This is a genomic window from Embleya sp. NPDC050154 (assembly GCF_044460165.1).
Classification (GTDB): Bacteria; Actinomycetota; Actinomycetes; order Streptomycetales; family Streptomycetaceae; genus Embleya.
Window position 1 is genome coordinate 85127 of sequence record NZ_JBITJP010000008.1, and the last position, 22775, is coordinate 107901.

Annotated in this window: 17 protein-coding genes and 1 pseudogene; 8 read left to right on the plus strand and 10 right to left on the minus strand. The window is 70.4% G+C overall.

The window, feature by feature from the left end; all coding sequences use genetic code 11:
• Window positions 1-21 precede the first annotated feature (21 nt).
• Complete coding sequence (locus ACIBSV_RS18570; protein ID WP_395864226.1) at window positions 22-597, plus strand: DUF4383 domain-containing protein; 576 nt, start codon at window positions 22-24, stop codon at window positions 595-597.
• A 75-nt stretch (window positions 598-672) separates the two neighbouring features.
• Here ACIBSV_RS18570 and ACIBSV_RS18575 read toward each other — a convergent pair whose 3' ends face one another.
• A complete protein-coding gene (locus ACIBSV_RS18575; RefSeq protein WP_395864228.1) occupies window positions 673-2193 on the minus strand; it encodes an MFS transporter in 1521 nt (506 codons plus the stop codon).
• Between the two features lie 171 nt (window positions 2194-2364).
• On the opposite strand from ACIBSV_RS18575, the pseudogene ACIBSV_RS18580 reads away from it, so the two are divergent.
• Window positions 2365-2979: pseudogene (locus ACIBSV_RS18580) on the plus strand (TetR/AcrR family transcriptional regulator); the annotation flags it as partial.
• On the opposite strand, the gene ACIBSV_RS18585 reads toward ACIBSV_RS18580, so the two are convergent.
• A complete protein-coding gene (locus ACIBSV_RS18585; RefSeq protein WP_395864230.1) occupies window positions 2916-4211 on the minus strand; it encodes an MFS transporter in 1296 nt (431 codons plus the stop codon). The pseudogene ACIBSV_RS18580 and the gene ACIBSV_RS18585 overlap by 64 nt on opposite strands.
• A gap of 141 nt (window positions 4212-4352) precedes the next feature.
• Between ACIBSV_RS18585 and ACIBSV_RS18590 the strand changes: the two genes are divergently transcribed.
• Together ACIBSV_RS18590 and ACIBSV_RS18595 are read left to right on the plus strand one after the other, a co-directional pair.
• Window positions 4353-5450: a P1 family peptidase gene (locus tag ACIBSV_RS18590; protein WP_395864231.1), complete on the plus strand. Its 1098-nt coding sequence runs from the start codon at window positions 4353-4355 to the stop codon at window positions 5448-5450.
• 134 nt (window positions 5451-5584) lie between these two features.
• Window positions 5585-6463 carry an MHYT domain-containing protein gene (locus tag ACIBSV_RS18595; protein ID WP_395864233.1) on the plus strand — a complete coding sequence of 293 codons (879 nt, stop codon included), beginning with the start codon at window positions 5585-5587 and terminating at the stop codon, window positions 6461-6463.
• A 281-nt stretch (window positions 6464-6744) separates the two neighbouring features.
• On the opposite strand, the gene ACIBSV_RS18600 is transcribed toward ACIBSV_RS18595, so the two are convergent.
• The gene (locus tag ACIBSV_RS18600) at window positions 6745-7809 is read right to left on the minus strand and encodes a tetratricopeptide repeat protein (RefSeq protein WP_395864235.1); all 1065 of its coding nucleotides are present in this window, start codon (window positions 7807-7809) and stop codon (window positions 6745-6747) included.
• A gap of 505 nt (window positions 7810-8314) precedes the next feature.
• Between ACIBSV_RS18600 and ACIBSV_RS18605 the strand changes: the two genes are divergently transcribed.
• Window positions 8315-9445: a hypothetical protein gene (locus ACIBSV_RS18605; protein ID WP_395864237.1), complete on the plus strand. Its 1131-nt coding sequence runs from the start codon at window positions 8315-8317 to the stop codon at window positions 9443-9445.
• 273 nt (window positions 9446-9718) lie between these two features.
• Here ACIBSV_RS18605 and ACIBSV_RS18610 read toward each other — a convergent pair whose 3' ends face one another.
• The 4 genes from ACIBSV_RS18610 to ACIBSV_RS18625 all read right to left on the minus strand — a co-directional run bounded on the left by ACIBSV_RS18610 (window position 9719) and on the right by ACIBSV_RS18625 (window position 14285).
• Window positions 9719-10843, minus strand: a complete 1125-nt coding sequence (locus tag ACIBSV_RS18610; RefSeq protein ID WP_395864238.1) for an NAD(P)H-dependent flavin oxidoreductase — start codon at window positions 10841-10843, stop codon at window positions 9719-9721.
• Window positions 10844-10996: 153 nt separating this feature from the next.
• Window positions 10997-12154 (minus strand): thiolase domain-containing protein, encoded by a 1158-nt coding sequence (locus ACIBSV_RS18615; protein WP_395864239.1) that lies wholly within the window; start codon window positions 12152-12154, stop codon window positions 10997-10999.
• Window positions 12151-13290: a lipid-transfer protein gene (locus ACIBSV_RS18620; RefSeq protein WP_395864240.1), complete on the minus strand. Its 1140-nt coding sequence runs from the start codon at window positions 13288-13290 to the stop codon at window positions 12151-12153. The genes ACIBSV_RS18615 and ACIBSV_RS18620 overlap by 4 nt, the downstream gene beginning before the upstream one ends.
• Window positions 13290-14285 carry a Zn-ribbon domain-containing OB-fold protein gene (locus ACIBSV_RS18625; RefSeq protein ID WP_395864241.1) on the minus strand — a complete coding sequence of 332 codons (996 nt, stop codon included), beginning with the start codon at window positions 14283-14285 and terminating at the stop codon, window positions 13290-13292. The genes ACIBSV_RS18620 and ACIBSV_RS18625 overlap by 1 nt, the downstream gene beginning before the upstream one ends.
• Before the next feature lie 165 nt (window positions 14286-14450).
• On the opposite strand from ACIBSV_RS18625, the gene ACIBSV_RS18630 reads away from it, so the two are divergent.
• Entirely contained in the window at window positions 14451-16049 is a 1599-nt protein-coding gene (locus tag ACIBSV_RS18630) for an AMP-binding protein (RefSeq protein ID WP_395864242.1), read from the plus strand.
• 157 nt (window positions 16050-16206) lie between these two features.
• Here the strand turns inward: ACIBSV_RS18630 and ACIBSV_RS18635 are convergent, their stop codons facing one another.
• The gene (locus tag ACIBSV_RS18635; RefSeq protein ID WP_395864243.1) at window positions 16207-16983 is read right to left on the minus strand and encodes an SDR family oxidoreductase; all 777 of its coding nucleotides are present in this window, start codon (window positions 16981-16983) and stop codon (window positions 16207-16209) included.
• 271 nt (window positions 16984-17254) lie between these two features.
• Between ACIBSV_RS18635 and ACIBSV_RS18640 the strand changes: the two genes are divergently transcribed.
• Window positions 17255-17515 (plus strand): hypothetical protein, encoded by a 261-nt coding sequence (locus tag ACIBSV_RS18640; RefSeq protein ID WP_395864245.1) that lies wholly within the window; start codon window positions 17255-17257, stop codon window positions 17513-17515.
• A 441-nt stretch (window positions 17516-17956) separates the two neighbouring features.
• Here ACIBSV_RS18640 and ACIBSV_RS18645 read toward each other — a convergent pair whose 3' ends face one another.
• Window positions 17957-18826 carry a BTAD domain-containing putative transcriptional regulator gene (locus ACIBSV_RS18645; protein ID WP_395864246.1) on the minus strand — a complete coding sequence of 290 codons (870 nt, stop codon included), beginning with the start codon at window positions 18824-18826 and terminating at the stop codon, window positions 17957-17959.
• A gap of 454 nt (window positions 18827-19280) precedes the next feature.
• Here ACIBSV_RS18645 and ACIBSV_RS18650 point away from each other — a divergent pair, with 454 nt between their 5' ends.
• Window positions 19281-21548 (plus strand): ATP-binding cassette domain-containing protein, encoded by a 2268-nt coding sequence (locus tag ACIBSV_RS18650; protein WP_395864248.1) that lies wholly within the window; start codon window positions 19281-19283, stop codon window positions 21546-21548.
• 49 nt (window positions 21549-21597) lie between these two features.
• Here the strand turns inward: ACIBSV_RS18650 and ACIBSV_RS18655 are convergent, their stop codons facing one another.
• Window positions 21598-22653 carry a cupin gene (locus tag ACIBSV_RS18655; RefSeq protein WP_395864250.1) on the minus strand — a complete coding sequence of 352 codons (1056 nt, stop codon included), beginning with the start codon at window positions 22651-22653 and terminating at the stop codon, window positions 21598-21600.
• Between the last annotated feature and the right edge of the window lie 122 nt (window positions 22654-22775).

Genomic DNA, 22775 nt, shown 5'->3' on the forward strand with positions numbered 1-22775 from the left:
AACGGATACCGGGAGGCGGCCATGCCAGGCTTGGACGAGGGATTGCCGGTCGATCATCGGCTCGGGCAGGTCTACCGCTACGGCGGCGGGTTCATGGGAATCGTGCTGATCACGTTCGGTGTCCTGGGGTTCACCAACAACGTCGGTTTCTTCTCCACCACCGGGCGCGAGGTCGCCGGCATGTCGACCAACGGTGCGCTGAGCCTGATCTCGGTCGTGGTCGGCGCGATCCTGATCGTCGGCGCGATCATCGGCGGCAACACCGCCTCGACCGTGAACATCGTGGTGGGCGCGCTGTTCGTGATCAGCGGGTTCGTCAATCTGGGCCTGATGGGCACTCCGGACATCAACTACCTGTCCTTCAAGATGCCGAACGTGATCTTCAGCTTCGTGGTCGGTCTGCTGGTGATGACATTCGGCCTGTACGGGCGGGTCAGCGGCCATCTGCCCCACGACAACCCGTACTGGCGCTCGCGGCACCCGCAGGAAGCGGCCCGTGAGGACGCCTTCCGCAGCCGGGCCTCGGTGCTCTCCCGCGACGGGGCATCCTCGCTCGGCGGCGACCCGTCCCGACACGGCATCGCCGGCAGCCACTGACACCGCGAACGCATCGGCGCCGGACCGGCGCAGAAGCCGGTCCGGCGCCGATGCGCGCCGTGCGTCGCCCGGGACTCAGTGCCCCGCGCCGCCCTCCGCGCCCGGCGGCCGTTCCCACCGCGGCATCAGGAACGCGAGCCCCCACCCCGCGGCCAGCGCGAGCGCGCTGCCCACGAGGCCGATCGTGAACGCGTCGTCGAACACCGCGCGCACCGCGTCCGCTCCGTGCGCGGCAGCCACGTTGTCCTCCACGTGGCCGAAGAACAGCGTGCCGAACAGCGCCACCCCCAGCGCGCCCGCGAGTTGCTGGACCGCGTTGAGCACTCCTGACGCCGAGCCGATCTCGTGGTCGCCGACCCCGGCGAGCGCGATCCCGAAGAAGGGCGCCATCAGCAGACCGAAGCCGAAGCCCGTGACCGTGGTCGCCGGCAGCAGGACCCAGGCGTCCACCGGCCCGTCGTGCAGCGCGAGGGTGGCACCGATGCCGATCACCCCGACCAGGCCGACCAGCAGGCCGGCGTGCAGGACCCGGCGGCCGTACTTGGCGGCGAGCACCGCGCCGGCCAGACCTGCGCCGACGGTCGAGCCCAGCGACCACGGGATCAGCGCGAGCGCCGCGTGCGTCGCGCTCCAGCCCAGGCCGACCTGGAGGTAGACGCCGAGCAGGAGCATCAGGCCGATCATCGAGCCGAACATCATCAGGCCGACCGCGAGGGCGCCGGTGAACGCGCGATTGCGGAACAGGCTGATCTCCACGAGCGCGTCGCGGCCCGCACGACCGGTCCGCACCTCGTACCAGGCGAACAGCGCCAGCACCGGCAGTGAGCCGGTCATGCACACGAACGTCCAGCCGGGCCAGCCCTGTTCGCGGCCCTGGACCAGCGGGTAGACGAGCAGCACCAGTGCGGTGGTGACCAGGACCATGCCGACCACGTCCAGGCCGGGCCGGCGCGTGCCGGCCGCCGGGGTGGTGGGTCGGGGCACCACGGTGGAGCCGGCGAAGAAGGCGAACAGACCCAGCGGCACGTTCAACAGGAAGACCGCGCGCCAGCCCAGGCCGAACAGGTCGGCGTCCATCACCACGCCGCCCAGGATCGGGCCGAGCACCGCGGCCAGGCCCATCGCCGGGCCGAACACCGCGAACGCCGCGCCGATCTCGCGCTCGTCGAACATCTCCCGGATCAGTCCGATCGCCTGCGGCACCATCATCGCGGCGGCCAGACCCTGCAAGCCGCGCGCGACGATCAGCATCTCCGGTGATTGAGCCAGGCCGCACAGCGCCGAGGTGACGGTGAAGGCGAGCACCCCACCGAGGAACATCCGGCGCCGGCCGAGGATGTCGCCGAGTCGGGCGCCGGTGATCAGGAACATCGCGAACGCCAGCGTGTACGCGGCCGAGAACCACTGGAGGTGGGTCGAGGTGCCGCCGAGGGATTCCCGGATGCCGGGCCCCGCCACCTGGACGATGGTGGCGTCCAGCAGGTCCATGATGTCGGCGCCCATGACCACCGCGAGGCCGATCCACCGGAGCGGGTAGGACGGCCGCTCCGCCGGCTCGGCCGCGACCGGCGCCGCCCTGGTGATGTCGGTTTCCATCGTCTCCCCCTCTAAATGCGAACGCCGTTCGTGCTTCGAACGCCGTTATCTCTTCGAACACTGTTTTAATCACGAACAGCGTTCGCGTCAAGTACAGTGTTCGTAAAGCTGAGCGATCGGTGTGGGGTTGATCGAGGAGGTGGCGCCGTGTCCGAGGTTCCCGAAGTACCCATGCCGCCCTGGCGCACGTCGCCCAGGAGTCGGGCGGCGCGCAAGCCGACCCTGAGCCAGGAGGCGATCGTCACCGCCGCCCTGGAGATCATCGACGCGGAGGGCATGGACGCGTTGAGCATGCGCCGGATCGCCCAACGCTTCGACACCGGCGCGGCGTCGCTGTACGCCTATGTGGCCAACAAGGACGAGCTCGTCGAGCTCGTGGTGGACCGGGTCAACGGGGAGGTCCGGATCCCGGTCGCGGATCCCGAGCGCTGGCGCGAGCAACTGCGCGAGGCGATGTTCGCGATCCGCGACGTGTACGCCTCACACCGAGATCTCGGCCGCGCCCTGATCGGCGCGGTGCCGATGGGACCCAACTCGCTCGACTCCTCCGAGCGCCTGCTGGCCATCCTGCGCGCGGGCGGACTGTCCAAGAAGGTCAGCGCGTTCGCGGCCGACCTGCTGTCGATGTACACCGTGATGTCCGGCCTGGAGATGGGCGGCCAGGGCACCATGCACGGGTCGACCGACGCCGAGCGCGACGCCTACTACCGGCGGATCCACGACTACTTCACGTCGCTCCCGGCCTCGCGCTTCCCCACGCTGATGTCGATGTCCGACGCGTTGACCTCCGGCGACGGCGACGAGCGCTTCGCGTTCGGCATCGACGTGTTGCTGCTCGGCATGGTCGCGTACTCCGAACGGGAGTCCTGACCCGGCGTCAACAGCCCGGCCAGGACCGGGAGCAGCGCGCAGATGGTGTACGCGCCGGCATAGCCGCCCGGGCCGCCGATGATCATCCCGAACAGCGGTGGTCCGGCGGCGGCGGTCAGGTTCTGGCCGGTGTTCTGGATGCCCATCACCCGACCCGCCCACGCGCCGCCCGCGATCTCGGCGACCGCCGTGAACGCCAGCCCGTTCCAGCTCACCGTGGCCACCGAGGCGAGCAGTAGGAAGCCGATCGCGACCGGTCCGCCGATCACCGAGGTCAGCGCGAGCGCGCCCACCACCACGGCGTTGACCGCGCACAACGTCCGCATCGGCCGCAGCCGGGAGCCGACCAGGTCCGACCAGCGGCCGACCGCGATCCGGGTGCCCGCGGCGACCAGTTGCACGGCCGCGAGCAGGCGCCCGGCGGTGGTCGCGGTCCAGCCGTGCTCGGAGACCAGGTAGTCCGACGCGAAGGACACCACCACGAACTGGGGCACCACCAGCAGCGCGCTCGCCGCGTGTATCCGGTACAGGATCGGCGAGTCGTACGGGGAGGCGGGCCTGCTCGCACCGGCCGGCGTCTCGGGTCGGGCCGGGTCGCGCACGATTACCGCGACCAGCGCCGCACCCAGCACACACAACACGGCCGGGAAGACCAGGGCGGCCCGAAAGCCCGCGTGGGTACCGATCGGCGGCAGCACCAGGGCGCCGGCCACCATGCCCAGTGGCTGCGCCATCTGCCGCATGCCCATCGCCAGTCCGCGCTGCTCGGGAGCGAACCAGCCCAGCACGACTCGCCCGCTGGCCGCGTTGACCGCCGCCGAGCACGCGCCGGCGACCGCGAGCCAGCCGGCCAACCACACCGCGCCGTCGCCGGCCAGGGCCACCACGATCGCGACTCCGGCCAGCGCCAGACCCACCGCCATCACCCGGCGCTCGCCCCAGCGATCGGCCGCGGCGCCCCACAACACCAGGGTCAGCAACAGGCCGAAGGTCGGGCACGCCACGACCGTGCCGGCCTGCGCGAGCGACATGCCCTCGTCCTCGCGGAGCACCGGGACGAGGTAGGCGAGGCCGTACAGGAACACGCAACTCGCCAGTTGTGCGCACATTCCGATGGCCAGCATCAGCCAGCGCCGACTCTCCCCCATCGCGCCACCTCCACGTCGATATCAGTGCACCATACAAGCTTTCTCAGAACTTGAGACGAGAATCTTGAACTCTGAGACATGCTGGATGGAGCAGCATGGGAACAGGGACCTCAGCACGGTTCATCGCTCTCGGGAGGCCGCATGTTCGACGTCGAGGAATACAAGGTCGGACCGCGCAACGCGATCACCGACGTGGCCGGACTGCGGGTCGGACACGCCGCCTACACCGATGCCGGCGCGATGACCGGCACCACCGTCCTGCTCGGCCCGGTCGGCGGGTTCGTGGCCGGGGTGGACGTCCGCGGCGGCGCGCCGGGCACCCGCGAGTTGGACGCGCTCGACCCGCGCAACCTGGTGCCCCGGATCGAGGCGATCGTGCTCAGCGGCGGCAGCGCGTTCGGCCTGGACGCGGCGGGCGGCGTGGTGGCCTGGCTGGCCGAGCGCGGTCGCGGGTTCCCGGTCGGCACGGAGCCGCATCAGGTGGTGCCGGTGGTGCCGGCCGCGTCGTTGTTCGACCTCGGACGCGGTGGCGACTGGGCCCGGCGGCCGGACGCGGCGCTGGGCCGGGCGGCGATCGCGGCGGCCGACGCCGAGCCGGAGCACGCGCCGGTGCCGATGGGCAGTGTGGGCGCGGGCACCGGCGCGATGGTCGGCGGACTGCGCGGCGGGGTCGGCACCGCAAGCGTGGTGCTGCCCGGCGGGGTCACCGTCGCCGCGCTCGCGGTGGTCAACGCGGCGGGCTCGGCGGTGGACCCGACCGGCGGGCTGCCGTACGCGGTCGGCCTCGGCCTGCCCGGCGAGTTTCCGCTCGCCCCGCCCGAACACGCCGAACACGCCGCCGCGTTGGACCGCGCTGCGGCGTCGGCCAAGTTGCCGCCCTCGCTCAACACCACGATCGGGATCGTGGCCACCGACGCGGTGCTGACCAGGTCGCAGGCGCACAAGGTCGCGGGCGTCGCGCACGACGGGCTGGCCCGGGCGATCCGACCGGTGCACACGCTCTACGACGGCGACACCGTCTTCGCGGTGTCCACGGCCCTGGTGCCGCTGCCCACGCCCGATCCGACCACGCCGTACGGGGTGAACGCGGAGGCCGCCGCGCTGACCGTGATCCACGCGGCGGCGGCGGACGTATTCGCCCGGGCCGTGCTGCACGGCGTACTGGCCGCGAAACGCGGCGGCGAGATCCCGGCTTACCGGGATCTTTATCCGAATTCCAGCTCCGCGTACGGGCGGTGACGTTCTCGATCTTCGTTTCGGAATGTCGCAAACCCGCCTGAGAACCGCCGGCCCGGCTGCCCTATCATCGGCGATTCGACGATGACATTCCCCCGCTTCCGAAGGGGCCTGGACTAACGGAGCGGTTTGCCGGCATGGGACACGTAGATCATTTCGCGTACGGAGCTGTGACCCCGGGCATCGCCTATCTCATGTCGTGTGTCGGATCGGCTCTGGGGCTGCTCTGTACGACACGGGCGCGCGCGGTGCGCGGTTGGGTTCGGGCACGTTGGTTGGTACTGGGCGCGGTGTCGATCGGCGGCACCGGAATCTGGGTCATGCATTTCATCGGCATGCTCGGATTCTCCGTGCGCGAGACACCGATTCGATACGACGTGACCAAGACGATGACATCGCTCGTGCTCGCGGTGGTGGTGGTCGGCATCGGCATGGCGGTCGCCGGTCGGCGCGACGCGGGCGCGGTGGGACTGGTCCTCGGCGGGGTGATCACCGGTGGCGGCGTGGCGAGCATGCACTACATGGGCATGGCCGCGATGAGCCTGGACGGTTCGGTCGAATACGACTCGTTCCGGGTCGGCCTGTCGATCGTGATCGCGGTGGTCGCGGCCACCGCCGCGCTGTGGGCCGCGTTGAACGTGAGCGGATTCGCGGCGACCGGGGGCGCCGCGTTGATCATGGGCCTGGCGGTCAGCGGAATGCATTACACGGGCATGTCCGCGATGAGTGTGCGCACCGAGGGCAGGCACGGCATGGCACACGGCGTGGAAGCCTCCCAATTCCTCGCGCCGTTGATCACCGGAATCAGCCTTTTCACGGTGATCACGTTGTTCGTCGTCGCGCTGTCGCCGTCCGCCGACGAGATCAAGGAAGAGGCGGAACTCGACGCCCGATTGGCCCGCCTGGAGGACAACCGGATCGGTGCGACATCGGCCGCGAGTCGGGTCGGCCGACGGGCGTCGCGCCGGCACGGGGCGGAAAGGGATCCGCGGGACTACTTCCACTCCGGACGCTGATCTTCGGACGCGATCCTCGGACGCCGATCCGGAGCGGCCCGTCGGCACGAGGAAACCGGGGACGGGAATCCGGAAGCCGGAATTCCGGAACGGGGAAGTCGAACCCGAACCGGGAAAGCCGAACGAGGAAACCGGAATATGGAATTCCGGTTTCCTCGTTCGGTGCCGTCCGCGTCTTTGCCTCCGCCCGGGCACCGGCTCGACGACCACGCGGGGACGAGTGCCCGTGACTCGGCGGGAAGCCGTCCTTGCCCCAGAGCATGCGCCGGGGGATCCGTGCGCTATTGCGTCGGTTCGAGGACCGGGCCGAGTGCGGCGATCGCGTCGAACGGTCGTTCCTGTCGCTCCCGACGCCGCGCCGCGAATCTGCCCCACAACCCGGGTCCGCGGTCCTCGTCGTCCCCGCGCGCCCGCTTGCGGGCCGTACCCATCTCGCTCAGCGCCCGGCCCTCGCCGAGGCGGTCGCCGACCTGCCCGAACAGGGTCGCGGCCTGCTCGTGCGCGCCGACCGCCTCGTCGAACCGCCGCAACTGCTGGAGCGCGGCCCCGAAGCTGTTCAGCGCCTGGCCCTCGCGGTGCCGGTCGCCGAGCTTCTCGAACAGGGTCGCGGCCCGCTCGTGCGCGTCGGCCGCCTCGTCGAACCGCCGCACCTGGTGCAACGCGCCTCCGAGGCAGTCCAGTGCCTGGCCTTGTCGGTGCAGGTCGTCGAGTTCGGTGAACAGGGCCGCGGCCTGCCGATGCGCCTCGATGGCGTCCTCGAACCGCCGCACCTCCTGAAGGGCAAACCCGAAGTTGTTCAGGGCCTGGCCCTCGCGGTGGTGGTCGTCGAGTTCGGTGAACAGGGTGGCGGCCTGCCGATGCGCCTCGATGGCCTCGTCGAACCGCCGCACCTCCTGAAGGGCGATGCCCAGGTTGTTCAGGGCCTGGGCCTCGCGGTGGTGGTCGTCGAGTTCGGTGAACAGGGCCGCGGCCTGCCGATGCGCCTCGATGGCCTCGTCGAACCGCCGCACCTCCTGGAGAGCGGTGCCGAGGTTGTTGAGGACCTGGGCCTCGCGGTGCCGGTCGTCGAGATCGGCGAACAGGGCCGCGGCCCGTCGATGGGCGTCGATGGCTTCGTCGAACTTCCCCACCTGTTGGAAGGCGGTACCCAGATTGCCCAGCGCCTGGGCTTCGCCGTGGTGGTCGGTTTGCTCACGGCAGTTGACGAGGTCTTCCTGGTGGGCGTCGATGGCCTCGTCGAACCGCCGCACGTGCTGGAGGGCGGTGCCGAGGTTGTTCAACGTCCGCCCCTCGCCGTTGCGGTCGCCGAGTTCGCGGCAGATGACGAGGTCTTGCTGGTGACTCATGATCTCTCCCGACGCGTCGCGGACTTCCATCCCGACCGCCCTTCCCCACGACGGTGGGCGACAGCGTGGTCCGGGCGGTATCCCTACACATGGACACCTTCAGTAACACGTGTCTCACGGAGCGTGGCAACCGCACCGACGGCTGGAGGCCCAACCGAGTGGCGGATTCAACTACATGGCCGATATGTCCGATATGTCCGATTCTTCCCGCCGCATACCTCCGATGCCCGACCGGGCCGCCGCCGGACGTCACACCGGCATCGCATCGGCAACGCACTGCCGTGGAGGCACCGCACCGGCAGCGCGTCGAGGTCGCGTCGTGCGACGCCGCACCACGCCGCGCCCGCCGAAGCCGCCCGGTTCGCGACCGCACTCGACGAGCGATGACCCCGGCCGTGCGCGAGCGAGACGCTTGATTGCGTCAATGATTTGACGCAGACTCGCACGACGTCTCAACCAGCGCCAACGCGTCGGCGCACGTCGGCGCGTGGTCAGGAGGAATCCGATGCCGATCCCCGTGCCCCTGGACGAATATCCGGTCCACCAGGTCCCGCTGTTCCACAGCGAGGTCGGCTCGACCGACCGGAACTTCTACGACCGCTGCATCATGCACGCCTACGACCGCGCGGGCGGCGTCCAGATCGCGACCGGCCTGGGGGTCTATCCGAACCTGGGCGTGATCGACGCGTACGTGGTGATCCGCAAGGACGGCCGCCAGCACGCGGTGCGGATGTCCGGCGCGCTCGGCCCGGATCGGCTCAAGCAGGAGGTCGGGCCGTACCGGATCGAGGTCCTGGAGCCGCTGGCCAGCGTGCGCGTGGTGTGCGACGCGCCGGACCAGGGCATCTCGATCGACCTCACCTTCACCTCACCGTTCGCGCCGCTGCCGGAACCTCGACACGTGCAGCGCAGCGACTTCAAGCCACTCCTGGACGCCTCGCGCTTCGTGCAGATCGGCGACTGGACCGGCACGGTGACCCTGGACGGCGAGGAGATCGCGGTCACCCCGCAGACCTGGTCCGGCTCGCGCGACCGCTCGTGGGGCATCCGCCCGTCGGGCGAGGCGCCGCCGGCCGGGCGGCCCGCGCAGACCGCCGGGTTCTGGTGGAACTGGATCCCCATCCACCTCGGCGACCAGGCGCTGATGATCATCGCGCAGGAGTCGGCCGAGGGGCACCGCTTCCTGACCGAGGCGATCCGGATCTTCCCGATCGCCGACGGGAAGGCGCCCGAGCAACTCGGCTGGCCCGAGTTCGACGTGCGCTACACGTCCGGCACCCGGATACCCGAGGGTGCCGCGATCCACCTGACCGACCGCAAGCGCAACGCGCTCACGCTGCACCTGGACAACCACGGGTACATCGCGCTCAACGTCGGCGCGGGCTACGGCGGCGACCCGGACTGGGGCCACGGCCAGTGGAAGGGCGAGGACTACCTCGACGGCGCGGTGTACGAGCAGCAGGATCCCGAGGTGGCCAAGCGCATCCCGTTCAGCGTGATCGACCACGTCGCCTCCGCCCGACTCACCGGCCCCGACGGGGCGTTGCTCGCCGAGGGTGTGGGCATCTTCGAGCACGGCACCTTCGGTCGGCACGACCCATCGGGCTTCACCGGGTGGGACTCGGTCGCCCCGTAGGCGAACCGCCGGCGTCGGGCACCTCCACACGTGTCGAGACCCGACGCCGGCGAGCCGGCAAATTTTACCGACATCTCGCCGCCGACACACGCAAAACACTCAAGTTGCGGAAATACCGAGACAGTTCGCGATATCCATAGGCGCGGGACCGGTGTCACTCACTCCCGTGACCCGCCGACCGCCGGGCCGTGCACGCGAGTCCTCCCGCGCGCCCGGCCCGGCAGGTCTCGGCCGGATCGAAGTCGCCGCCGGATCCGAGTCGCCGCGGCGGGCTCAGTCGTCGGCGAGGAACGCGGTCAGCCGCTCGGTCGTCTCGATCCACTCCTCGACCAGGGACAGCACGACCTCCTGCGTCGGCCGCACCCGGTCGAGCATGCCCACGACCTGGCCCACCGGCCAGCCGTTGAGCTCCTTGTTCTTGGTCCGGGTGAAGCGCCGGGACGCCGCGTTGAAGATGATGCCCTGGAGCGGCATCGGCAGCGGGTCGGGATTCGCCGGGTCCTCCCACGCCTCGGTCCACGCGCTCTTGAGTTGGCGGGCCGGCTTGCCGGTCATCGCCCGCGAGCGCACGGTGTCGGTGGACTTGGCCTCCAGCAGGTTCTGTACGGCCACCTCGTGGGTGTCCGCCTCGGCGACGGTGAGCCACAGACTCCCCGTCCATACCCCCTGCGCGCCGAGCGCCAGGGCGGCGGCCATCTGCCGACCACCGCCGATGCCACCGGCCGCGAGCACCGGGACGTCCGGGCCGACCGTGTCCACTACCTGCGGGATGAGCACCATCGTGGAGATCTCGCCACAGTGCCCACCGGCCTCGGTGCCCTGCGCGACCACCACGTCCACACCCGCCTCGACCTGCTTTTGGGCATGCCGAGGGCTGCCGCACAGCGCGCCGACCAGAACGCCCGCCGCGTGGCACGCGTCGATGATGTCGGCCGGCGGCGGGCCGAGCGCGTTGACGAACATCTTGACCAGCGGGTGCTTGAGCGACACCTCGATCTGCGCGCGCGACTCCAGGTCCACGTTCAGCCCGGCGGCCTTGACCGGCTTGTCCGTCAACTCGGCGGGCAGCGCCGGGATCCCGTGCCGCTCCAGCAGTTCGTCGACGAACTTCCAGTGCTGCTCCGGGATCAGCTTCTCCAGATTGCTCGGCAGCGCGGCGTCGCCGCCGCCCTTGCCGATGTACGCCATCGGGATCGCCAGGTCGACGCCGTACGGCTTGCCGTCGGTGTGTTCGTCGAGCCAGGCCAGCTCGATCTCCAGTTGCTCGGGATCGAACGCGAGCGCGCCGAGGACGCCGAAGCCGCCGGCTCGGCTGACCGCCGCGACCACGTCACGGCAGTGGGAGAACGCGAAGATCGGGAAGTCGATCCCGAGCCTCGCGCAGATGGGGGGCTTCATCGCCAGAACCTCCGGTCACCGGGTGAAGGCCCCAGAATAGGAAGGCTCCTTGACTAAATCAAGGTCAAGGAGCCTTACCATTTGCCGGTCGACACATCGGCCGTCGCGCCGAGCCGCGTTCCCGCGCGATGTCACGGGAGCGGCGCGGGGCCGCTACGGCTTGTCCGCACCCACCGCCCACATCGCGAAGTACTGCGCCGCGGCGCCGTACGCCTGCGCCAGCGCGACCTTCGCGCCGTCCACCTGGTGTTCTCCGGCCGCGCCCCGCACCTGGAGGGCCGCCTCCAGGAACCGCAGCATGCCGGACGCGCCGATCGGGTTGGAGGAGAGCACGCCGCCCGACGGGTTCACCGGGAAGTCGCCGTCGAACGCGGTCTCACCGCGGTCGACCATCTTCCAGCCCTCCCCCACGGGCGCGATGTCGTGGCCCTCCAGCCACATCGGCTCGTACCAGGAGAACGGCACGTACAACTCGGCCACGTCGATCTGGCGACGCGGGTCGGTGATCCCGGCCTGGCGGTAGACGTCCCACGCGCAGTCGACGCCCGCCTGCGGGCGGATCGGGTCGCGGCCGTTGAACGAGGACGGCTCGGAACGCATCGAGGTGCCCAGGATCCAGGCCGGGGCCCGGCCGTCGGCCGCCGCCGCGTCGCCACCCGCCTCGTCGGTCAGCACGATCGCGCCGGCGCCGTCCGAGGACGGGCACGACTCCAGGAAGTGCAGCGGGTCCCACATCATCGGCGACTCGCGGACCTTGTCGATCGAGATGTCCTTGAGTTGCAGGTGCGCGTACTGGTTGCGCAGCGCGTTCTGCCGGTCCTTGACCGCCACCTGCCAGCCGATGTGCTCGGGCGCCCCGGACTTCTGGATGTAGGCCCGAATCCAGGGCGCGAACGCGCCGCCCGCGCCGATCGACCCGGACTTGCCGCCGCCCAGGCCGAATTGCGCGTTGCCCTCGGACTGCTTCTCCCACGCGACGGCCAACACCCGCTTGTGCACGCGACTGCTGATCAGGTGTGAGGCGACGATCGCGGTCGACCCGCCCACACTGCCCGCGGTGTGCACCCGAAACACCGGCTTCCCGGCCCCGCCGAGCGCGTCCGCGAGGTAGAGCTCGGGCTTCATCACACCCTCGAAGATGTCGGGGGCCTTCCCGATCACCACCGCGTCGATGTCGCTCCAGGTCATCCGCGCGTCGTCGAGCGCGCGCTGGGCGGCCTCGCGGACGAGGCCCGCGATGGACAGGTCGTCCCGCCGCTTCTTGTGCTTGGTCTGGCCGATGCCGACGACGGCAACGCGCTCATGGGTCATCGGTTGTCACCTTCCAGGACACAGACGAGGTTCTGCTGGAGTGCCGGGCCGGACGTGGCGTGCCCGAGCGTGCGCGAGCGGCCGTCGACCAGGATCCGGTCGGCGGCGGCGGCGATCCGGACCAGGCCGGTGGCCATCAGCGGGTTGCCGGTGAGCGCACCGCCGGACGGGTTGATCAACACGTCGTCGGCCAGGCCCAGAGACTGCCGCAGGATCACCTCCTGCGCGGTGAACGGAGCCATCAGCTCGGCCACCTCGACACCCGCCACACCGCCCGCGCGCTCGGCGGCGATCCGGGTCGAGGGCGAGTCGGTCAGGTCACGCAGCGCCGGGTTGTGCACCTCGCTGCGGTGGTCGAGGCCGGTGATCCAGGCCGGGCGCTCGGTCAGTTCGGCCGCGCGCGGACCGCGGACGAGCACCACCGCGCACGCGCCGTCCGAGATCGGCGGCAGGTCGCTCTTGCGCAGCGGGTTGCGCAGGTATGCCTCGGCGAGCAGCTTGTCCACGTCCTGCTCGGCGTTGCGTACCTGCTGCTTGGGATTGCCCGCCGCGTCGCGCCGCGAGCGTGCGGCGATCTCGGCGAGTTCGCGTTCGGTGGTCTTGCCCGACTCGATCAACTGCCGGGCCTGGAGCGCGGCCAGCGAGACCGGGTCCAGGCCGAGCGGCGCGAGGTAGTACGGGTCGAGTTCCTGCGGGTAGATCGCGGCCGGGTCGCCGGTGGAGGACTTGCCCGAGCCCATCGCCACCGCGATGTCGATGTCGCCGTGCTTGAGCCGCACCCAGGCTTCGTACATCGCCCACGCGCCGTCCATCTCCACGTGCGACTCGTGGATCGGCGGCCACGCGCCCATCGCGTCCAGGTTGGGCACGAACGAGAACGTGCCGCCGGAGATGTAGTCGCACGAGCCCTGGCAACTGAAGCCGATGTCGGAGCGCTCGAGGCCGACCTTGCCCAGGGCCTCGTCCACGACCATCAGCAGCATCTCGGTCTCGGTGAGCTCCTGCCGGCGCACCGCCGGGAGCTGCGCGGTCGCGACGATCGCGATGTCGCTGTCCTGCCGCACTGCCGTCTCCCTTGTCTCGCCCGCCTCTTGGCCGGTCCGGCCGGTGCCGTCCGCGTTGTGACGCGCCGTCATCAGAACACCCGGTTCATGTACTGCTCGGCGGGCTCGTCCGGCTCGCCGGTGTGCCGCCAGCCCTTGATGAAGCCGGAGACCGTGCCCCAACCCTTGCTGGTGATCTCCGCCGCGTCCCGCTCGGCTTCGGGCATCCACTCGGCCTGGACCCGCATGCCGACCCGGATCTCGGACACCGGGATGTCCAGGATCTGCTGCTGCGCGATCACCATCTCGTCGCCTTCGAGCACGACGGAGGCCCGTGCGAACGGCTCGGTCTCCTTCTGCCCGGGGTAGGGCGTGGGGGTGATGATCGTGTAGTTGGACACCACGCCCCGGTCCGGCAGCACCTCGTCCAACTCGGGGCCGAGCAGGATGGCGTCCACGGAGCAGTAACCCCGGCCCAGGAACACGCGGTTGCACTGCGGGCAGCGCTGGCCGGTGAGCCGGCCCGCCCGCAGGTTGTTCGCGTAGCGGACCAGGGTGGGCGAGAGCACGTCGGTGTAGGTGATCTTGGAGAAGTACTCCATCGTGGTCACCTCCTGCGCCTCGCCGGGCTCACCCGCCGGGGCCTGGGCATTCTCGCCCGGCACGAAGCAGACGATGTCGTCGATCCGGCCGACGGGCTCGTCGCGCCAGCGCGGCGCGACCCGCATGCCGGTGCTCACCGCGTCCTCGCTGCCGGCGTCCAGCACGTGCACCAGGTCGGTGTCCGCGCCGTCCAGCCGCACCAGCACGAAGGCGAACGGCCGGTCCAGCGGGTGCGATTCGATCGGTTCGGCGACCCAGGTCCAGGACCGGACGGTGCCGATCGGACCCACCTCGACGAAGTCGTGCGCGAGTTCGTTCCCGGTCTCCGGGTCGTACTCCATGGGCGGCACGATCACCCGCTCACCGGAGCGGATCCCGACGATGCGACGGGCGGTCAACTCCGAGAAGAAGCGACCCATGACCGGTCCGAGTGTGCGCTTGTAAGGGAACTGGATAGTACTGACGGTCTGTGTCGACACGGTCATCCTCTCGGCCTGGGAACGAGGTCGGCCACCGGCCGAACGATAGGTAAGGTTCCTTGACGAGGTCAATGGATGGCGAAAACATGTTCTCGCACGGCGACGCCTTCGGCCTCCGCCACGGTCCGCCGCCATCCGTCATCGTCCATCGCCTCCGAGGGGAAGCCGCAGATGTCGTACGACCTGCCCGCCGCGCTGCACCGCCCGGTATTCGTCCCCGATCTGCTCCTGCACGCGCTGACCAGGCATGCCGACAAGCCGGCCGTCTACCTGACCGACCGACCGGCGGGCGAGGATGTCTTGACGGCGCGTCAGGTCCGCGACGAGATCAGCCGCTACCAGCAGGCGTACGCGTCGCAGGGTGTGGTCAAGGGCACCATGGTCTCGGTGCTGTCCGCGAACCGGCCCGAGGTGTTGTTCGCGACCGGCTGCAACATGCTGACCGGCTGTCGCGCGACGCCGCTGCACCCGATGGGTTCGCTGGAGGACCACGCGTACGTGCTGGCCGACGCCGGTGTCGAGGCGCTGATCTACGACCCGGGACCGTACGGCGAGCGGGCCGCGGCGCTGAAGCAGCGGCTGCCGCACCTGAAGCTGCTCGCCTTCGGGCCGGCCACGGACGGGCTCGGGGTCGATCTGCTCGCGCTGGCCGCCAAGTTCGAGCCGGGTTCGATCACGCCGCCGCAGGTGAGCGCCGAGGACGTCTCGGGCTACGCGTACACCGGCGGCACGACGGGGCGGCCCAAGGGCGTGATGTCCACGTACCGCTCCGGGGTGACCCTGCCGACCATCCAACTCGCCGAGTGGGACTGGCCGGACGAGGTGCGCTTCCTGGTCGCGACGCCGCTGTCGCACGCGGGCATGTCGGCGTTCATCCCGACGCTGTTGCGCGGCGGCTCGATCGTGGTGTTGCCGCACTTCGATCCCAAGCAGGTGCTCGCGGCGATCGAGAAGTACCGGATCACCGCGACGATGCTGGTGCCGACCATGCTGTATGTGCTGCTGGACCACCCCGACCTGGACAAGCACGACCTGTCCAGCCTGGAGACGGTGTTCTACGGTGCCTCGGCGATGTCGCCGGCGCGGCTCAAGGAGGGCATCGAACGGCTGGGGCCGATCTTCTTCCAGTACTACGGTCAGGCCGAGTGCCCGATGACGATCACCGTGCTGCGCCGGGACGAGCACGACCCGAACGACCCGGCGCGACTCGCCTCGTGCGGTCGGCCGGTCCCGTACCTGACGGTGCGGCTGCTCGACGACGACCTGAACGAGGTGGCCCAGGGCGAGCCGGGCGAGATCTGCGTCCGCGGGCCGCTGGTGATGGCGGGCTACCTGAACAAGCCCGAGCAGACCGAAGAGGCGCTGCGCGGCGGCTGGTTGCACACCGGGGACATCGCGCGGGCGGACGCGGACGGCTTCCTGACCATCGTGGACCGCAAGAAGGACATGATCATCACCGGCGGCTTCAACGTCTTCCCGCGCGAGGTCGAGGACGTGATCTCGGCGCATCCGGCGGTGGCCGCGGTCGCGGTGGTCGGTGTGCCGGACGACAAGTGGGGCGAGGCGGTCAAGGCGGTCGTGGTGCTCCGGCCGGGCGTGGAGGTGGATCCGGCGGAGCTGATCGCGCTGGTGAAGGAACGCAAGGGCGCGGTGCAGGCACCCAAGTCGATCGACTTCACCGATGCGATTCCGCTGTCGCCGCTGGGCAAGCCGGACAAGAAGACGCTGCGGGCGCGGTATTGGGGAGAGGGCGGGCGGCAGGTGAACTGAGTCGGGGCGTGGTCGCGGGGCCTTCCGGGGGTGTGGCGCGGGTCGCGCGTCTCGCGCGTCTCGCGCGGGTTGCGCGGGTTGCGCGGGTTGCGCGGGTCGCGCGTTCCGGCGGAAGGCCCCGCTGGGCGTCGGGTCCGGTCGTGAGCCCGGCCACGGACTACTTCGCGTTCGCGCTCACACGCTCGGTGAGGAAGTCCTCCCAGGTGCGGGTGCCGACCGTGCCGCCTTCCAGGGTCAGGTTCTCGCCGGCGCGGTACGCCCGACCGGCCTTTCCCGGGAAGCGCACCGGCATCATCGGCCGACGCCGGCCGCGTGCCTGCAGGTAGCTGCGGCTCAGCTCGCGCATCCCGTACACCTTCGGGCCGGCCAGGTCCCGCACCAGACCTGCCGGCTCGCCGAGCGTCAACTCGACCAGCCGCTGGGCCACGTCGCGCGGGTCGACCGGCTGGAGCCGGACCCCGCCCGGCACCGGCACCACCGGCAGCTTGGTCATCTTGTCCACGGCGGTCAGCATCAGGTCGTGGAACTGGGCGGCGCGCAGCGTGGTCCACGGCAGACCCGACTCGGCCACCGCCTGCTCGGCGCCGAGCTTGGCCTTGAAGTAGCCGAGCGGGACGCGGTCGGCGCCGATCACCGAGATGTAGACGAGGTGCCGTACGTCGGCGTCCTTCGCGGCCCGGACCAGATTGCGGGTGGCCTCGTCGTCACCCTTGGGGCCGCCGGCCAGGTGCAACACGGTGTCCGTGCCGGCCACCGCCGCTTCGACGCCCTTGTTCTCGAGCAGGTCGGCGGTCACGTACTCGACGCCTTCCGCGGCCGGACCACCGCCGGTGCGGCTGAGCACCCGGATCCGGTGGCCCGCGTCCCGCAGCAGCGGGACGACCAGGCGGCCCAGCGTGCCCGTACCACCGGTGACCAGAATCGACTTCGTCATGACAGCTCCCGTTGTGCGGGCCGGGCTTCGGTTCCCGGTCTGGGTGGGGCCCCGATGGGCTCCTGCTTCCATGACGGAGGGGGTGGAGAAAGTGTGACGGGGTGATCGGGGTCGGGTTTTACGGTGGGTCTCGGACGGGCGCACGGGCGGGTTCGGCGGAAGACGACGGAGCGGGGCGGCAGTGTTTCCCAGTGGTTTCGAGCCGGAGCGGGTCACCCGTTTGACCAGACTGTTGGACGAGTGTCGGGCGGCGATGGCCGCCGGGACGGGGATGGACGAGGTGCAGCGCGTTCTGGCCGCGCGGGGTCTCGAGCCGATCGACGCGATCTTGCTGACCCGGCTACTGCTCGGGGCCGGGCCGGACGATCTCGGGCGGGCGAAGTGGATCGTCTTGGACAGCGATTCCAGACGGCGCGAACGCGAGATCCATCGGGAGTTCACGGAGTCCGTGTATCAGGCGCTGGAAGCTCTCGCCGAGGGGACGCGGCGGCCGGGTAGACGGGAGACGGGACTGTCCACAGGCTGTGCATGAAACCTGGGGATCAGTGCGCTCGGGTGCGCGGAGGCCGATTCCTCCAACTTGCCGGGATCCAGCCGAGTCCGGGCACAGGGCCAGTGGTGGTCTGTGACGCGGCGTCCGGCGCCACAGTGGCGCTGCTGGACGGGGCGGCGTCTGCTTCGGCGCATGTGGAACCCGGGCCCGGATGGGCTGACCTGTGGATGCCTGGGTGCCTGTCATCGGCCGATGAGCACTGTGATGATCACCGGTGTGGGCGACACGGGGGCGGCGGCCGGCGACGGGCCGAAAAGAGGGAGGTCGGGTTCGGCGGGTTGTCCTTGCCGGGCGGTCGCAGGGCACGGTGGGTGCCGTGGCGGTGGGCATCGATGATGCGCCGGGAGCGCCATGGACCGAACCACCGCCGTGGGCAGGGCACGGTGTGGCGGGGCGCCGGATCGGCGCCCCGCCCAGCCGCTACCAGCGCCGGTGCGACGAATCCCGGTGTGGGCAAGGGACGCGCAGTCGTCCGACGACGACTCCGCGTCGGCCCCGGCACACCGAGGCCGCCGGTCTCCGCTCGGGTCCGGCCAGCGCCGGATCCTGTCGCAGGATCGCGGCCTGGAGTTCGCGCAGCCGAGGCCCCGGATCCAGGCCCAACTCCTCCGCGCACAACCGCCTACCGGCCTCCAAGACCGCCAGCGCCTCCGCCTGTCGGCCCGATCGGTACAGCGCCAGGGCCAGTTGCGCCCTCGGCCGCTCGCGCAGCGGATACTCCCGGACCAACACCATCAGGTCGCCGATCACCGACGCGTGCGCGCCGAGCGCGAGTCGGCACTCGGCCGCCTCCTCCGACAGGCCCGCGCGCTCCTCGGCCAGCCGCGCCCGTTCGGCCTGGGCCACCTCGTGATCGACCAACTCGGCGAACGGGTCGCCCGACCACAACGCCACCGCCGCACCGAAGAGTTCGTCGGCCCGGCCGTACGCCCCCGCCGCACTCGCGGCACGCGCCGCCTCGGCCAGCCGACGCCACCGGCCGGTGTCCAGCCCCCCGACCGGCACCTCCAGGGCGTAGGAGTCATCGCGCGTAGTCAATATCCGAAAGGGCGCCCGCCGCCCCGGTTCCAACACCCGGCGCAGGCCGGAAAGATACGCGTGCAACGTGGATCGCGCGCCGGGCGGCGGGCGCCCGTTCCACAGCTCCTCGGCCAGCCGGTCCATCGGCACCGCCACTCCGGGCCGCAGCAACAGCAGGGTCAACAACTCCCGTTGCCGCCTCGGCCCGATGTTCAACTCGCTCCCGTCGGGGCCCAAAACGCGGGTCGGCCCCAACACGTGGAAGGACAAGCCCCCCGATTCATCGTTGCGCGGTGGCTCCCCAACCTGCCCGCGCGACGGAATCCCCCTCGTCATATGGAAAGTGACGAAACCTCAGGACATCGGGTTCCGTTCTCGCGCCGAGACGAGGGACCCTCAGGCTCATTACGGCCCGCCCGGGTTCGGCGGCCGGCTCGAAGGAACGCGTTGCCCGACCGATCTCGCCACGATCCGGATGAGTCCTCGGGTGGCCGGCCGCCGCCCGGCTCCGCCGCTTCACCCGGCTCTGTCGCCCCACCGAACGCGGTCGCCCCACCGCACGCCGTCAGCCCGCCCCCACCGGTCGGCCACCCGCGTTGTCGGTGCCATCCCGTAGTCTGCCGGACCCGGCCGCGTCCCCTCCCCACCCGCACCTACGCGGTCCGGTCCGATCCGGACACCCGCCGTGGTCCGCCATCGAAGAGCCGAAGAGCTACGGAGCCGCATGATCAACGACATCGTCATCACCGGCGCGCGCGAAAACAACCTCAAGGACGTCTCGCTGCGCATCCCGAAGAACCGGATCGTCGTCTTCACCGGTCCGTCCGGATCCGGCAAGTCCTCGATCGTCTTCGACACCGTCGCCGTCGAGTCGAAGCGGCAACTCAACGAGACCTTCTCGGCGTTCGAGCGCAAGTTCCTGCCCCGCTACGAGCGCCCGCACGCCGACGCGATCGAGAACGTGTCCCCGGCCATCGTGGTGGACCAGAAGCCGATCGGGTCCAACTCGCGCTCGACGGTCGGCACGATGACCGACATCAACCCGCTCCTGCGGGTGCTGTTCTCCCGCGTCGCCGAGCCCTCGGCCGGCACGCCCGGAATGTACTCGTTCAACGACCCCGGCGGCATGTGCACCACATGCGACGGCATCGGTCGGACCGTACGGGCCGACTACACCCGCCTGCTGGATCGGTCCAAGTCGATCAACGACGGCGCGTTCCTGCTCGGCCTGCTGGCCGTCGGGCTCTACCAGGCATCCGGCCTGTTCGACAACGACAAGCCGATCGCCGACTACACCGACGCCGAGTTCGCGCTGCTCACCCGAGGCGACCCGGATCGGGTGATCAAGTTCAAGTGGGTCACCCCGGACGGCACGGCCAACGTGACCTTCGAGGGCCTGTACACCCGCTTCGACCGGCTCTACCTCAACCGCGACACGTCCTCGCTCAGCGCCAAGACCCGTGAGACGGTGGAAACCTACCTGACCGAGGGGCCGTGCCCGGACTGCGCCGGCGCCCGCCTGAACCCGGCCGTACTCGCCGCGCGCATCCACGGACTCAATATCGCCGACTACTGCGCGCTCGAAGTGGGCGAACTGATCGAGGTGTTGGCCCGGATCGAGGACCCGATCGGCGGCCCGGTCGCCGCGGCGGCCTCCGCGGCGCTGCGGCGGATCGTCGACATCGGCCTGTCCTACCTCAGCCTGGACCGGGAGACCTCGACGTTGTCCGGCGGCGAGGGGCAGCGGCTCAAGATGGTCCGCCACCTGGGCTCCAGCCTCACCGGCATGACCTACATCTTCGACGAGCCCAGCGTCGGCCTGCACCCGCGCGACGTGCACCGCCTGAACGAACTCCTGGTCGCACTGCGGGACAAGGGCAACAGCGTGCTGGTCGTCGAGCACGACCCGGACGTGATCGCGGTCGCCGACCATGTGATCGACATGGGCCCGCACGCCGGGTCGCACGGCGGCGAACTGGTCTTCGCGGGCACGGTCAAGGAACTGATCGAGTCGGATACGCTCACCGGCCGCTTCCTGAACCGGGGCACGGTGGTCAAGACCGACTACCGCAGCCCCACCGGGCACATCCCGGTGCGCGGCGCGGATCTGCACAACCTCAAGCACGTCGACGTGGACATCCCCACCGGCGTACTGACCGTGTTCACCGGCGTCGCGGGCTCCGGCAAGAGCACCCTGGTGTCCGAGGTGTTCACCGCCGCGCACCCCGGCACGATCGTCATCGACCAGGCCGCGATCGCGGCCAACTCCCGCTCCACTCCCGCCAGTCACATCGGGATCATGGACCCGATCCGGGCCCTGTTCGCGAAGGCGAGCGGGGAGAAGCCGGGCCTGTTCAGCTTCAATTCGGCGGGCGCCTGCCAGGCCTGCCAGGGACGCGGGTCGGTCACCGTGGAGATGGCTTTCATGGACCCGGTGACCACGATCTGCGAGCGCTGCGAAGGCCGCCGCTTCGACGACAAGGTGCTGGAGTACCCGCTGCGCGGCAAGTCGATCATCGACGTGCTGGCGCTCACCGTCGAGGACGCGCACGAGTTCTTCACCGAGAAGCGGGTCCGGCCCCACCTGGCCGCGCTCGTCGAGGTCGGCCTGGGCTACGTCACGCTGGGCCAGCCGCTCAGCACGCTCTCCGGCGGCGAGCGGCAACGGCTCAAGCTGGCAGGCGAGTTGCACAAGACCGGCAGTGTCTATGTGCTGGACGAGCCGACCACGGGCCTGCACATGTCCGACGTGGACACCGTGATCGCGCTGTTGGACCGGCTGGTGGACGGCGGCAACACGCTCCTGGTGATCGAGCACAACCTGGACGTGGTCGGCCGCGCGGACTGGGTGATCGACCTGGGCCCGGACGGCGGCAAGCACGGCGGCACGGTGGTCTTCGAGGGCACCCCCGAACAACTCCTGCTCGCCGAACACTCGTTGACCGGCGAATTCCTCCGCCGCAACCTCGACCGGAACGCAACCGACCGGTAGCCGGAAGCCGTACCCTCCGGCCCCGGTCCCGGTCGCCTGCCCGCCCGCCCTACCGTCGGTCGCTGAAGCGGATGTCCAGGCTGCGCAGGTAGGTCTGCAGCCCCGCGTCCTGGATCGGGATCAGGTGCGCGGGGCTGCCGGACTCGTTGTGGTGGGCGTGCCACTTGCCGGGCGGCGTGACGAACGCGCCGCCCGGCTCCCAGTCCACCCGCTGCGGGTCGAGGATCTCGCCGCGCTCGTCCAACCGGTCGCCGAGCAGCGTGAAGCAGCCCGGCTCGCAGTCCAGAATCAGGTCCAGGGCAACCGACTGGTGCCGGTGCGGGCGCTGGATCTGGTCCACCGGGAGCAGGCCGAACATCGCCCACAGGGTGTGCGTGACGGTCAGCGTCTGGTCCTGGTCGATCGTGTTCAGGAGCACGCTGACCCGGTTCTTGGCGTTGGCACCGGGCGCCTCGGCGATCCGGGTGAGTTCCTCGACCGCGCGATGCCGGGAGAACTTGGTCGGCCGGAACCGGGCCCGGTTCGGGGTGACGCCGAGATAGCGCAGCAATGGCTCGTCGTGCACCCAATAGAGCACCGCGTCCTGTGCGGCGTGATGGGTGATCTCGCCCAGGTCCGGCAGGACCAGGAAGTCGCCCTTCTCCCACTCCACCGCCTGCCCGCCGACCAGCGACATGCCCCGGCCGTACATCACGTAGTAGAGCTGCGACGTCGCGTTCGGCCGCACCGCGAATCGGTCGCCCGCGTTGATCCGGACGAAGTTGGCCAGCAGCGCCGGGCTGGTCGCCGGACCGCCCGCGATCCGCATCGGCTCGGCCAAGTCGAGCGGGACCACCCGGGTCTCGCCGCCGGTGTGCAACTCGGCCGGAAAGCGCTCCACCGGAACGGGCGTCGTGTAGCCGGCGCCGATCGGATTGGCCGCCTTCGTGTACTCCCAGTAGACCGCGTCCTCGGACCACGCGGCGGCGGTCGCGGCGAGCGGTCCCTCGAAGCCGAAGCGGGCCACGTCGACCAGGGGCGGCGCGGCCGCGGTGGGATCGAAGAGCGCGGCCTCCGGCCCTCCGGTCGGGTTCCGATCCGCCGCCGCCTGCGACTGCACAGTCATCCGAAATCCCTTCACGAGCGACTCCCCCGGTCCTGCCATGGTGCCACCGGCCGATTGCCGTGGACTGCGGCAGGAATCACATCCGCAGCTCGGCACGATGCACACCCGCCCGCGCGGTACGG